Origin of the sequence: Plantactinospora sp. ZYX-F-223 (assembly GCF_039649625.1) — a bacterium.
GTDB lineage: Bacteria > Actinomycetota > Actinomycetes > Mycobacteriales > Micromonosporaceae > Plantactinospora.
Genome location: NZ_JBDJAV010000019.1, coordinates 17,866 through 31,096 on the forward strand (window position 1 = coordinate 17,866; position 13,231 = coordinate 31,096).

Sequence of the window (13,231 nt, forward strand, 5' to 3'; positions counted from 1 at the left end):
GCGCGCGTCAGCGGCCCAGCAACTTCTTGATTCGCTTGAAATCGGCCTTGGCCACCTCGACGGTGCCGGTGAGCCGGCGGGTCCGGGTGGAGGGCTTCTTCTCCAGGTTGTGCCGGAGGCCGGCCTGCTGGGCAACGATCTTGCCCTTGCCGGTCACCTTGACCCGCTTGCCCATCCCGGTGTGGCTCTTCATCTTCGGCATCTTGGTGCGTCTCTCCCCTGTTACTCGCCGGTGGTTCCGGCGGGTCCGGCCGGACCGGGCGCCGCCTCGGCGACCGGCGGTGCCTCGGCGGCACCGGCCTCCCGCTCTCGCGGCGAGCCAGCCCGGGCAGCCGTGGCGGCGGCCTTGGTGGCCCGGTGCGGAGCCAGGACCATGATCATGTTACGGCCGTCCTGCTTCGGAGCGGCCTCGACGTACCCCAGTTCCGAGATCTCGGATTCGAGTCGGCGCAGGAGCCGGTAACCCAGCTCCGGTCGGCTCTGCTCCCGACCGCGGAACATGATCGTCACCTTGACCTTGTCACCCGCCTTGAGGAACCGCACCACGTGACCCTTCTTGGTCTCGTAGTCGTGCGGATCGATCTTCGGACGGAGCTTCATCTCCTTGATGACGGTCTGTTGCTGGTTACGCCTGGCTTCGCGCGCCTTGAGTGCGGACTCGTACTTGTACTTGCCGAAGTCCATGAGCTTGCACACCGGCGGGCGCGCCATGGGCGCAACCTCGACCAGGTCCAGGTCGACGTCCGCGGCCAGCTGCAGAGCGCGCTCCAGCGGGACAATGCCCACCTGCTCGCCCTCAGGGCCGACCAGTCGGACCTCACGTGCCCGGATCTGTTCGTTCACGCGTGGCTCGACGCTGATGGGGCCTCCTCGTGGTGATCCTCACCGGCCGCGCGTCAGCGGTGGCCGGTCCTAACGTCTTCGACCCAAAGCAGAAGGCCCCGGCGCATGCCAGGGCCCGCTCGACCGGTCTGCGGCGATCTGCGATCGCACCCCCGGATCGGCGAAGCCGAACCGGTGACCGGACCCGGCCACCGGATGAGGCGACACGGGTGGGAGCAGGCGCTCCGCTTCTTGACTGCCTGCGGATAAACCCAGACAGTGGTCGACTGGTAAAGACTAGCAGGTCAGCCCGCAGGATGCCAAAACGGGCACGCCGGAGACGGCAGGTCGCCGACGGGCGATCACCCCGCCGTCCGCTGACCCTGGACGACCTCGGGTTCCGGCTGTGCCGGCTGGGGCTGCTGCTGCGCGGCGTGCAGCGCACGCAGGGCCCGTACGCCGTCCACCGCCAGCTCGCGGTCCACCGCCTGGAGGGCCAGCACCGGCACCAGCTCGTCGTCGTGCAGTTCCAGGCTGGCCCAGGCCGAGCTCCGGTCGAAGCGGACCGCCCGGACCACGTCCCAGGGCAGGTCGTAGCCGCGGAAGACGTTGCGCACCCGGACCCCCTGGGCGTCCGCCTCCACCCGGGGCCGGGTGAAGAGCAGCACCACGAAGCCGCCCAGCACGCCCAGCCCGGCCATGGCGAGCTGGTCGCCGCGCTGGAAGGTAGCCGCCCCGGAACCGGTCGAGCCGTGCAGCCCGATGCTCAGCAGGGCGAACATGACCACCAGCGCGGGCGCCAGGATCCAGCAGACCGTCCGGATGCGTCGCGGACGCACGCGTACGGTGCCGGGATCACGGGCGACGGCGGATTCGGTCACGCCGTCCAGTCTGCCATCCGGCGTCCGACCGGATGCCGCCAGCCCACCCGAGGCGGAGCACGGTGAGCGCCTGGAACACCGGGCGGTACCGCTGCGATCAGGTCGGCTCGACGGGTGTACCGGCGGGCCGGGAAACGAACCGGGCCGTGGCCGGCTCAGGTGGCGGCCGGGGCACCCCGGGCCGCCCGGCCGGAGACGACCACCGCGAGCAGGGTCAGCACCGCCCCGACCAGCACCGCCAGACTCGCGCCGGGTCCACCCGGCCGCAGGTCGAGCAGCAGCGCCCCGCCCAACTGCCCGGCGACCAGGGCCAGGCCGGTGCGGAGCAGTCCCATCGACCGGATGCCGACCAGCAGCGCGACGGTGATCGTCACCCCGAGCGGACCGCCGACGTACAGGTACCACTCGCTCGGCCAGCCGGTCGCGCCGAGCTGGGCCAGGGCGCCGGTCACGGCTGCCACCGGCAGCATCGCCGCGCTGCTCACCGCGAAGTTGACCGCCGTGGCGGCGGCCGGGTCGGCGACCGTGGAGATCCGGCCGTTCAGCGCGCCCTGGACGGTGACCAGCACCCCGCAGACCACACCGAGCAGCACCAGCCCCACCGCCAGGTCGCCGACCGGCCGGCCGAACTGGGCCAGCGCCACCGCCGCGATCCCGAGCAGCGCACCCGCCACCCGGGACCGGGTCAGCCCCATCCGGCCGGCCGGGGCGAGCCGGGTCCGGTCGACGACGAGCCCGCCGCCGCTGTTGCCGGCCACCTGGGCGATGGTGTAGATCGCCACCCCGAGCACCGGCACGATGTACGTCGCCGCGACGATGAAGAACGCCCCGCACAGCCCGCCCAGATACGTCCACCACGGCAGTCTGGTCCGACGCAGCACCCCGAGACCGGCGCGCATCGACGGCAGGGCGAGCAGGCCGAGCAGGACCAGGGCCACTCCGCCGGTGTTGTTGACCAGCGCCCCGATGATCGGATGACCGGTCCGCTCGCCCATCTCGGCGTTGGCCAGGCTCTGCGCCGCCGAGCCCACCCCGGCCAGCACGGTCAGCCCGATCGCCGCCCAGCCCGGCAGCACCTTCACCGGCAGACCCGGCACCCTTCGCACAGCGACACCCCGTCCGAACGCGCCGCCCGGACGGGCCGCCGTTCGACCGGCTCCGCACAGCGCCGGTCCAGCTTCACAGCCGGCGGGTACGGCTGTCAGTGATCGTGACCAGGATCGCTCCGCCCCGGCGGGCGGCGCCGCTCAGTCGACGACGAACGCGGAGACGATCATCACCGACGACAGCGCGACACCGACGACGCCGAGGACCATGCCGATGGTCGCCCTCACCTGGTGCGATCTCCCGCGCCTCGGCCGGCCGAGCAGGATGGCCACCGCCCCGGGCAGCACCCCCGCGCCGAGACAGAGCGAGAGCGGTAGCGACACGATGCCGAGGATCAGCGCGGCGACCCAGGTGTCGCGCTCCTCGCCGCGCTCCGTGCCAACCTGCCCGAGCTGCCCGGGCCGTCCCCCCGGTGGCCGCACCAGCGGCGCGGCCGCCGCACCGGCGGGCGGGTGCGGATACCACCGGAACTGCGCCGGCAGGTCGGCCAGCGGCCGGGTGAGGTCGGCGACGGTCCTGGCGGCCTGCACGGACACCATCCGTTCCTCGTATTCGGCGAGCTCGAGATAGCCCTCCTCGAGCGCCCGGGAGAGCAGGTCGAGCACCGTGCCGCGCTGGGCGGTGCCGACCCGCTCGTTCATCAACACTTCCACGGGCTCCTCGCTGTTGCCGAGGCGGTCGCCGGAACAGCTCCAAGGTAGCCAGGCTCCGTCAAGCCGAGGACACGATTCGGCCACACGCCCGTGTCTTCCGGCAGCAGTGGCCGATCGCGACCGGGGACATCAGCTCACCCGGACCGGCCGCCCGCAGGGAGGGGCGAGCCGGGGACGACAATCGTCGCGTGGCGAAACGCAAGGCCCGCCGGGCGGGCGGCGACGAGTCCGGCCGGCCGTGTCCGTGCGGCTCAGGATCGGGGTACGGGGAGTGCTGCGGCGCCCTGCACCAGGGGCGTACGGTCGCGGCGACCGCCGAGGCGCTGATGCGCTCGCGGTTCAGTGCGTACGCCGTCGGCGACCCCGGTTATCTGCTCCGGACCTGGCGCTCCAGCACCCGCCCGGCCCGGCTGACGCTCGACCCGGCGGACCGGTGGACCCGGCTCGACATCCTCGACACCGACCGGGGTGGGCTGTTCGACACCACCGGCACCGTCGAGTTCCGGGCCCACTACCGGCGGTCGGGCCGGCCCGGGGAGCTGCACGAACGCAGCCGTTTCGGCCGCGAGGACGGCCAGTGGCGCTACCTCGACGCCGGGTAGCCCACCGGGTCGGGACGGCGAACCCGCTGGCCCGCCGGTCGGTCGGCACCGAACACCCGGATCGGCGGACGGGAGCGGGCAGTGTGGACCATCAGGTCGGCCACCCCGGACGCCACCTGCGGGGTCGGGGTCAGCTCCAACCGGAGCCGCCTCGGGTCGACCCGGTGCACCGAGCGCCGGTACCCCGGTACTCCGGTACCAGATGCAGCCGCAGACCCCGACAATTCGCTGGCCCGACCCGTACGGTCGGCCGTACGGTGAGCCGGATGCGGGGGCCGTTCGTGCCGGGGCTGCGACTGTGCCGGCTGTTCTACACCGAGGCGGTGCGCCCGCTGCTCGCCGAGGCGTACCCGGGGCTGCGGCACGCGGCGGCCCGGCTCGGCCCCGGGTCGGAGGTGCTCGGCTTCGACACCGAGCGCTCGGTCGACCACGACTGGGGTCCCCGGCTCACCCTGTTCCTCTCCCCCGACGACCTCGCCCGGTACGGCGAGCGGATTCCGACGCTGCTCTCCGAGCGGCTGCCGAAACAGGTCGGCGGCTGGCCGACGCACTTCGTCCCGGCGGCGGGCCGGGCCCAGGTGCCGGCGGCGACCGACGGGCCGGTGGCGCACCTGGTGCAGGTGACCGAGTTGGGCGCCTGGTGTGACGCGCAACTGGGCTTCGATCCCCGGCTCGGGGTGCGGGCCTTCGACTGGCTGGCCACCCCGGCGCAACTGCTGGCCGAGGTGACCGGCGGGGCCGTGTTCCACGACGACCTCGGCGAGCTGACCGCGCTGCGGGAGCGCCTGCGCTGGTATCCGGAGGACGTCTGGCGCTACCTGCTGGCCTGCCAGTGGGCCCGGATCGGCCAGGAGGAGCCGTTCGTCGGGCGGGCCGCCGAGGCCGGGTCCGAGGCGGGCAGCCGGGTGCTGGCGGCCCGGCTGGCCCGGGACGTGATGCGACTCTGCCTGCTGCTGGCCCGCCGGTACCCGCCGTACGGCAAGTGGCTGGGCAGCGCCTTCGCCGCCCTGCCGGAGACGTCGGCGGTGGCCGCCGCACTGGACGAGGCGCTGACCGGGGACGCGGTGGCGCGGCAGGCGGCGCTCTGCACCGCCTACGAGGCGGCCGGGGCGTGGCAGAACCGGCTCGGCCTGGCCGAGCCGGTGGACCCGACCCGGCGGCGGTTCCACGACCGGCCGTACCCGGTCATCGGCGCCGACCGGTTCGCGGCCGCCCTGCTGGCCCGGATCACCGACCCCGAGATCGCCGGACTGCCTCCGATCGGCGGCATCGACCAGTACGTGGACAGCACCCCCGTGCTGTGCCAGCCGAAGCTGACCAGGGCCTTGACGGCCGCCGCCTGGCGGCATCGGCAGCGCTGACGCGCCGCGACCTCGCCACCGGGATCGGGAGCGCGTCCCACCCGGGCCGGCGGTGCACCCCACGGGCGGCGGACGTTCGGTAGCCTGCCTCCGCATGACCGCCGTCGTGATCCGCGCACCGCGCGGGGCTCCCGGCCGTACCATCGTCGCCCGTCGCGGCGTCGGGCTCGTCGGCCTCGTCGGGCTGGTGGTGCCGGTCTCCGGCTGCACCGGCGGGGAGACGACCGGCCCGGCAAGCACGCCGCCGGCCGCGTCGGCGACGGCCGCCGCGCCGACGCCGAGCCCCACCCCGGCCGCGACGGACGGCTGCCCGGTCGACGCGGCGACCCTGTTCACCGCGCTCAAGGCCAACCGGAAACTGTTCGCCGCCGTCGACGCGGAGATCAGCGGCGTCCGTGACCCGGCCTGCCACCGGGGGTACGCGACCGCGACGACGATCGTCCCGCCGGAGCGGGCCGATCCGGCCTGGGTCGTCTTCGCGTACGACCGGGACAGTGCGACGTGGACGGCGCTCGCCGCCGGCACCGATGCGGTCTGCACGGACCTGGTCCCGTCCGACGTCATTCCCCGGTTGCCGGGCTGCTTCGGCTCCTGATCACCGGCCGCTCGGGACGGGCGGCGCGGTTCCGCGACCTCGGGCGAATGGATTCGCGCGTATCGACGCGTCCGAACATGATCCGGTAGGCTCCTCGACGATTATCTGAAATATTTCCGGAAGTTGATCGGAACAACCACCGGAAAGCCACCTTTTCCACCGGACTCGGCCCGGCCTTCGCGACGTACTGCGTCGGCTGGCGCAGGAGGTGATGGCCGTGGTCGATGGCCCCACCATCGGCGTACTCACCATGTCTGTCGGTTGTGACTATTTCGGCAGCATTCTTGGCGGAATCGCGCGTACGACCGCAGCCGCCGGCGGCCGGATGATCGCCATTCAGACGCTCGGCGCCGGCACATTCGACTTCGACCCGCCCGAACCTCCGGACTTTCCGCACCCGGTGGCCTGGGACCACGTCTCCGCGTTCGTGGTCATCCTGAACTCGGCAGCGCCGGGATACCTGAACTCGATCCAGCGCGCCGGCAAACCGGTGATCATGATCAGCCACGAGATGCCCGGCGTCTCCTGCCCGGTCGTGCTCCCCGACAACCGCGGCGGAGTACGCGAGGCGGTACTGCACCTGGTCGAGCACGGCCATCGGGAGATCGCCTTCGCGGGATATCTGGAACTGCGGGATCTGCGCGAGCGTTACGAGGCCTATCGCGACGCCCTGCTGGAGTGCGGGATAACACCGCGTACCGATCTGCATTTCGACACCGGTGACAACCGGGAGAGCGGCGGCGAACGCGCGGGCCGGGCGATGCTGGCCGCCGGGCTGCCGTCGACGGCGGTGGTGGCCGGAAACGACCTCAACGCGATCGGACTGCTCCGCACCTTCCTGGCCGCCGGCGTGCAGGTGCCGGATGAGCAGGCGGTGGTCGGCTTCGACGACATGGAAGGGGTGGTCTACTTCACCCCGAGCCTCTCCACCGTCCGGCAGAGCTTCGAGGACCTGGGCCGGATCGCCGCCGAGCTGGCGCTGCGCGCCGCGCGCGGGGAGGAGGTCGAGGCCCGTACCTTCTCGGTGCCCACGTCGTTCCAGCCGCGCGAATCGTGCGGCTGCCCCGACCCGCTGGCCCCGGTGGCGCTGGCGGCGGAGCCGGATGCCGACCTGTCGACCGCCGACCACCTGGTCGCCCGACTCGTCACGGCACTGCCGGCTCCGGTCGATCCGACCCGCCGGGCCACCATCGCCCGGGCCGGCACCCTGATCGCCGACACCCTCGCCGCGGCCGGCGACGGTACCGCGGGTCCGGACCTGCTCGACCTCCGCCAGTCCCTGATCGGCCTGCAGAGGCTGAGCCAGCGGCATCCGGAGGGCGTGGTCCGGATGATGGACTGCGTGCGGCGGTACGGGCTGGGTCTGGTCCGGCGTGTCGGGCGGCACGACCAGGCCGGCGCCGAACGGGTCCGGGCCGGCACCGAGGAGATCGTGGTCGCACTGGCGCAGAGCCGGTCCCGGGCCCACAAGATCGAGGAAAACGAGTTCCAGACCACCCTCAAGACGCTCTACACGGTCAGTAAGAACCTGCTGCGCAGCCACGAGAAGGACCCCCGGGCACTGGCCTGGATCCAGGACACCAACGCCCGCGGCGGCTGCCTCGGCCTCTGGTCGGGCACCCTGGCCGGCGGCGACGCCGCCGAACCGGCGCTGGACCTGGTCACCATGTTCGAACGGGACCGTGGACCGGTGCCGATGCCGGTCGAGCCGGTGCCGCCCCGGTCGTTCCCGCCGCCCGAACTGGTCGACCTCGCGGACCTGGACGCCGATCAGATGGTCTACGTGGCACCGCTGCGGATCGGCGCCAGCGACTGGGGGATGCTCGCCGTCGTCGGTCCGATCGAGGCCGAGGTGGCCAGTGGCCGGGAGATGATGAACCAGTGGGCGGCCCTGCTGACCATCGCCCTCGACCACGACGCGGTGCTGAAGTCCCTGCGTGAGCAGGAGGACCTGCTGCGGCACGCCGCGCTCTACGATCCGCTGACCGGGCTGGCCAACCGGACCCTGTTCCTGGACCGGCTACAGGCGGCCGTCGCGGCCCAGACGCGGCACCCGGAGCGGCACTACTCGATGCTGCTGCTCGACCTCGACGGTTTCAAGCTGGTCAACGACAGCCTGGGACATCTGGCCGGTGACCGGCTGCTGGTCCAGGTCGCCGAGCGGATCCGGGCCAGCGCCCGGGAGGCCGACGTCGCGGCCCGGTTCGGCGGGGACGAGTTCGCCGTACTGCTGCGGCAGCGGCCCGGCGGCGAGGACCCGGTCGCGGTGGCGGAACGGATCCGGGGCGCGCTGGACGTGCCGTTCCGGCTCGGCGAGGAGGAGTTCGTCGTCTCGGCCAGCATCGGCATCTCCCGCAGCAGCACCGGCTACCAGCACGCCGAGGACGTGATCCGGGACGCCGACACCGCGATGTACTCGGCCAAGTGGCAGCGCAAGGGCTCGCACGCGGTGTTCGACATCGCCATGCACGAGCGGGTCGTCGGGCGGCTGCGTACCGAGGCGGAGCTGCGCCGGGCACTGGAGACCGGCGGCTTCGAACTGCGCTACCAGCCGATCGTACGGCTGACCGACGGTCGTACCCGCGCCTTCGAGGCCCTGGTGCGCTGGCGGCATCCCGTACGCGGCCTGGTGCTGCCGGCCGAATTCCTGCCGATCGCCGAGGAGAGCGGGCTGATGCCGTCGATCGGCCGCTGGGCGCTGACCGAGGCGTGCCGCCAGCTCGGCGCCTGGCGGGCGAGCGGGTCCGCCCCGGACGGGTTGCGGATGAGTGTCAACGTCTCCAACCGGCAGTTCTGGCACACCCGGCTGCTGGAGGACATCGAGGAGAGCCTGCGGGCGGCCGGGCTGGACCCGGCGGCGCTGATCATCGAGATCACCGAGGGCGTCATCGTGCACGACGTCCCGGCGGCGCGGACGAAGCTGGCGGCCCTGCACGAGCTGGGCGTACAGCTGCATATCGACGACTTCGGCACCGGCTACTCCTCGTTGCAGGCGCTGCACCACCTGACGATCGACGCGTTCAAGATCGATCGGTCCTTCGTGGCGCCGCTGGCGACCGACGGCAAGAGCCGCGAACTGGTCCGGTCGATCGTGTCGATGGGGCTCAACCTGGGGCTGGAGCTGGTGGCGGAGGGGATCGAGACCGCCGCACAGCGGGACCAGTTGCGCCGCTACGGCTGTCACCACGGCCAGGGCTATCTCTTCGCCGGCCCGGTCACCGGGGCGGAGGCCGAGGCGATCCTCCGCGACGGCACGCCGGTCGACCTCCCCCGGCTGGCGGCCCGGGCGGTCCGCTGACCCTGGCGCCGGAGACCGCGCCCGGCCCCGGGGGACCGCGCGCCCGCCCGCGCCCGGCACAGCGCCGCTAGACATCGACCATCGCCGTTGAATATATTTCGATCGACACTGCGGAATATTTCAACGCCCACCATCGCCGGCAGGCCACCCTGCCCCCACCGAGGAGCCCCCATGCCCCGTCCACGTTCCCGGCCGAGCGGCCTGTACGCCGCGCTCGCCGCCACCGCTCTGGCCGTCACCGCCGGAGTCGTCGCCGTCACCGCCGCGGCCCCACCGGTCGCCGCCGCGGCCTGCAACGGTTACGTCGCCCTGACCTACGACGACGGCCCCAACACCGGCACCACCAGCGCGCTGCTCAACGCGTTGCGGTCGGCCGGCGCCCGGGCCACCTTCTTCAACATCGGCCAGCGGGCCCAGCAGAACCCGGCACTGGTCCGCGCCCAGCAGGAGGCCGGGATGTGGATCGGCAACCACAGCTGGACGCACCCGCACATGACCCAGCTCAGCACCGCGCAGATGACCTCGGAGATCAGCCAGACCCAGCAGGCCATCCAGCAGGCCACCGGGACCGCGCCGAGGCTGTTCCGGCCGCCGTACGGCGAGACCAACGCCACGCTGCGCTCGGTGCAGGCCCAGTTCGGCCTGACCGAGGTGCTCTGGAGCGTGGACTCCCAGGACTGGAACGGCGCCAGCACGGCCCAGATCGTCCAGGCCGCCAACAACCTCACCGACGGCGGCGTCATCCTGATGCACGACGGCTACCAGACCACCATCAACGCCGTACCGCAGATCGTCACCAACCTGGCCAACCGCAACCTCTGCCCCGGGATGATCTCCCCGGCCACCGGCCGGGCCGTCGCGCCCGACGGCACCAACCCGCCGACCAACCCGCCCACGAACCCGCCGACCAACCCGCCGACGCAGGGACCGGGCGGCTGCACCGCCACCGTGTCGCTGAACTCCTGGAACGGCGGCTTCGTGGCCACCGTACGGGTCACCGCCGGCTCGTCCGGCACCAACGGCTGGTCGGTAGGGGTGAACCTGCCGTCCGGCGCCACGGTCACGAACTCGTGGAACAGCCAGCGCAGCGGCAGCAGCGGGGCGGTCACCTTCACCAACGTGAGCTTCAACGGCCGGATCGCCCCCGGACAGTCGACCGAGTTCGGCTTCCAGGGCAGCGGTAGCGGGACCGGCATGTCACCGACCTGCACCGCGAGCTGAGTGGCGCACCTTTCGCCGTCCGGTGCGGAGGAGGCGTCCTCCGCACCGGACGCCCGCCGTCGGCGGGCCGGTCCGGCGTGGATCTGGCGTCGGGCGACCGGCGGAACCCCCTGGTCCGGCCGGGCGCCCGACGCCGACCGTCGGGCTAACGGACCCGCCGCCCCCGGCGAGTGGTCCGCAGATGCCGTCAGTACGACGGGCTCCGGTCTAGCGACACGTTCCCGTCTCCCCCGTTGAACGACGGCACCTCCCCGTGCCCGCGCGTCCCGGCATAATGCCTCCGGTCATGCCTGCCCGCGCGTTCGCAGCGATGATACGCACACGGCAGGTGATCCCGTCAACATTTGTGGACAGTGCTGTGGCATGCTGTAAACCACTGGAACCAGTCCCGGAGGAGGCCAGATGGCTGAGGAGGCGGACGAGTTCCGCAGCTCGGGGACCCTGGCCGACCGGCTGGACCGGCTCTTCGACCGGATCCGCAAGCCCGACGGCAGCGCGTACAGCCTGCGCGAGGTGGCGGACGCGATCACCGCACAGGGCGAGTCGATCTCGCACACCTACATCGGCCAGCTACGCACCGGAAAGAAGCGGGACCCGAACCTCAGCCACCTCCGGGCGCTGGCGAAGTTCTTCGGGGTACCGGTGGAGTACTTCACCAGCGACCGGCTGGCCGCCGACGTCGACAAGGAACTCGACCTCGCCGCCGCATTGCAGCAGGTACGCGCCCGCACCGTCGCGCTGCGCAACTCCGTGATCCCGGAGGCGCAGTCCGCCATCGATGCCCTCACCGAGTTGCTCGGGGTGATCCGCGTCCTTGAACAGGGCAAGCCGGACGCGGATGATGGCGCGTGAATGCGGATCGCGGTCTGGCGACAGCACGCCGCGCAGAGGGACGGTGGGCCCATGACGCTACGGCAGGTACGCCGGCGCTGTGAGCAGATCGCGCGCGGCATCCGGGTACCGGACCCGTTCGACCTCGACACGTTCATCAGCGACTTCGGCGCCGACCGGGGACGCCCGGTCCACCTGATCGCGTTCGACCTGCCACCCGGGGCGCCGTGCGGGCTCTGCGTCTCGACCGACGCCGCCGACTACCTGGTGGTGACCTCCGCCGCGACCGGGGTGCAGCGGGTGCACATCGCCCTGCACGAGCTGGCGCACCTGCTGCTGGAGCACCGGCTGCACCTGGTCGACGAGGTACAGGGCAGCCGACAGCTGTTCCGGCATCTCGACCCGGGGGTGGTGCGGGCGATGTTCGCCCGGACCAACTACAGCAGCCAGGAGGAGCAGGAGGCCGAGACCCTCGCCTCGCTGCTCGGGCAGCGCGCCGGGCTGTGGCGCCCGCCGGCCCCGCGTACCCCGAGCGACCCGGTGGTCGAGCGGCTCGGCCAGTCGCTGGAACACTAGGGTGTTGCCGGATGGACGGTAAGAGCGGCATCTTCCTGTTCTGCGCGGCGGTCGCGTGGATCGCGGTCGGCTACAAGGTGGCGGCACTCGCCCGCAACCCCCGCAACCTGAACCTGTGGGTGCTGACCCTCTGCATCGCGCTGCCGGCGGCCGGGTTCACCATGGCCGTCCCGGCCGTCTACACGGCGGTGAACCGCTTCTTCGGGGTACCGAACCTCGCCTCGCTGCTGGTCTACGGCTGCATCGTCGGATACAGCATCACCGCGCTGGTCATGCTGATGCTCTGGCACATGCCGGCGGCCGAGGCGCTGCCCCGGGCCCGGGTGCTGGCGGTCTTCTACGGCCTGGTGCTGGTCGCCATGGCGGTGCTCTTCGCCAACAGCGGCGCCACCGTCGAGGCGCCGAGCGACTTCGACGACGTCTACGGCCCCCGCCCGGTCGGCGGCACCTTCCTGCTGGTCTACGTCTCCGCGTTCGCCTTCGGGCTCGGCGTCGCCGCCTGGCGCAGCCTCCAGTTCGCCAGCCGGGTCGCCCGGAGTGACGGGCGCCCGTGGCTGCGCCGGGGCCTGCGGCTGGTCGCGGCCGGCTCGATCGTCGCGCTCGGCTACTGCCTCGGCAAGGGCGGGTACGTCGTCGCCGCCTGGTTCGGCACGACGCTGCCGGCCCTGAGCGACGTCGGTACGCTCTGCGCCTGCGCCGGGGCGCTCGTGATCACGATCGGCTTCACCATCCCGTCCTGGGGACCGAACCTCTCCGCCGCGGCGGACAGGCTGGGACGGGCCCGCACCTACCTCCGGCTCTATCCGCTGTGGCACGCCATGTACCAGGTGATGCCGGAGATCGCCCTGGACCCGCCCGCGTCCCGCCGGGCCGACCTGCGGATGCTGCGCGACCTCGACTTCGCGCTCTACCGGCGGGTCATCGAGATCCGCGACGGCCGGCTCGCGCTCGCGCCGTATTTGGCACCGCCCGACGGGACTCCCCCGCCGGACGGTCGCGGCCCCGACGCTGCCGGCGGCAGGACGGCCGCCGCTACCCGGGAGGCGATCCGGATCCGGGACGCGCTGGCCCGACTGCGGGCGGCGAGCCCGGAACGGCAGGACGCGGATCCGAGCGCTCCGGCTGCCCGGGAAACCCGTTCCGCTACCCCGGCACAGGCCGACGACGACGGCGACCTCGCCGCCGACCTGGAGTTCCTCGGCCGGGTCTCGTCGGCGCTGCGCCGGCTGCCGCCGGCGACGACCGCAACCAGCTCGCCCGGTGCGCCGGTGCGGAGCTGACCGA

The 13,231-nt window shown here is 72.5% G+C and carries 13 protein-coding genes; 8 read left to right on the forward strand and 5 right to left on the reverse strand.

Annotated features, from left to right (window positions below):
* Positions 1–7: 7 nt before the first annotated feature.
* The 5 genes from rpmI to AAH979_RS19975 form a co-directional block, all read right to left on the reverse strand.
* Entirely contained in the window at positions 8–202 is a 195-nt protein-coding gene (gene rpmI / locus AAH979_RS19955) for a 50S ribosomal protein L35 (RefSeq protein ID WP_203860005.1), read from the reverse strand.
* Positions 203–222: 20 nt separating this feature from the next.
* Positions 223–843, reverse strand: coding sequence for a translation initiation factor IF-3 (gene infC, locus AAH979_RS19960; protein ID WP_278062658.1), 621 nt, complete (start codon positions 841–843; stop codon positions 223–225).
* Between the two features lie 341 nt (positions 844–1,184).
* Entirely contained in the window at positions 1,185–1,703 is a 519-nt protein-coding gene (locus tag AAH979_RS19965) for a PH domain-containing protein (protein ID WP_346259639.1), read from the reverse strand.
* Positions 1,704–1,858: 155 nt separating this feature from the next.
* Positions 1,859–2,809: a DMT family transporter gene (locus AAH979_RS19970; protein WP_346259640.1), complete on the reverse strand. Its 951-nt coding sequence runs from the start codon at positions 2,807–2,809 to the stop codon at positions 1,859–1,861.
* Positions 2,810–2,950: 141 nt separating this feature from the next.
* The gene (locus AAH979_RS19975) at positions 2,951–3,451 is read right to left on the reverse strand and encodes a DUF1707 domain-containing protein (protein ID WP_346259641.1); all 501 of its coding nucleotides are present in this window, start codon (positions 3,449–3,451) and stop codon (positions 2,951–2,953) included.
* 200 nt (positions 3,452–3,651) lie between these two features.
* Here AAH979_RS19975 and AAH979_RS19980 point away from each other — a divergent pair, with 200 nt between their 5' ends.
* The 8 genes from AAH979_RS19980 (at position 3,652) to AAH979_RS20015 (ending at position 13,227) form a co-directional block, all read left to right on the forward strand.
* Complete coding sequence (locus AAH979_RS19980) at positions 3,652–4,065, forward strand: YchJ family metal-binding protein (RefSeq protein ID WP_346259642.1); 414 nt, start codon at positions 3,652–3,654, stop codon at positions 4,063–4,065.
* A 266-nt stretch (positions 4,066–4,331) separates the two neighbouring features.
* Complete coding sequence (locus AAH979_RS19985) at positions 4,332–5,426, forward strand: DUF4037 domain-containing protein (RefSeq protein ID WP_346259643.1); 1,095 nt, start codon at positions 4,332–4,334, stop codon at positions 5,424–5,426.
* 94 nt (positions 5,427–5,520) lie between these two features.
* Positions 5,521–6,021: a hypothetical protein gene (locus AAH979_RS19990; protein WP_346259644.1), complete on the forward strand. Its 501-nt coding sequence runs from the start codon at positions 5,521–5,523 to the stop codon at positions 6,019–6,021.
* Positions 6,022–6,238: 217 nt separating this feature from the next.
* Positions 6,239–9,319, forward strand: a complete 3,081-nt coding sequence (locus AAH979_RS19995) for an EAL domain-containing protein (RefSeq protein ID WP_346259645.1) — start codon at positions 6,239–6,241, stop codon at positions 9,317–9,319.
* A gap of 171 nt (positions 9,320–9,490) precedes the next feature.
* Positions 9,491–10,540: a polysaccharide deacetylase family protein gene (locus tag AAH979_RS20000; protein ID WP_346259646.1), complete on the forward strand. Its 1,050-nt coding sequence runs from the start codon at positions 9,491–9,493 to the stop codon at positions 10,538–10,540.
* 402 nt (positions 10,541–10,942) lie between these two features.
* Complete coding sequence (locus tag AAH979_RS20005; RefSeq protein WP_346259647.1) at positions 10,943–11,392, forward strand: helix-turn-helix transcriptional regulator; 450 nt, start codon at positions 10,943–10,945, stop codon at positions 11,390–11,392.
* Between the two features lie 51 nt (positions 11,393–11,443).
* On the forward strand, positions 11,444–11,947 hold the full coding sequence (locus tag AAH979_RS20010; protein ID WP_346259648.1) for a hypothetical protein: 504 nt from the start codon (positions 11,444–11,446) through the stop codon (positions 11,945–11,947).
* An 11-nt stretch (positions 11,948–11,958) separates the two neighbouring features.
* On the forward strand, positions 11,959–13,227 hold the full coding sequence (locus AAH979_RS20015) for an MAB_1171c family putative transporter (protein WP_346259649.1): 1,269 nt from the start codon (positions 11,959–11,961) through the stop codon (positions 13,225–13,227).
* Positions 13,228–13,231: the final 4 nt, after the last annotated feature.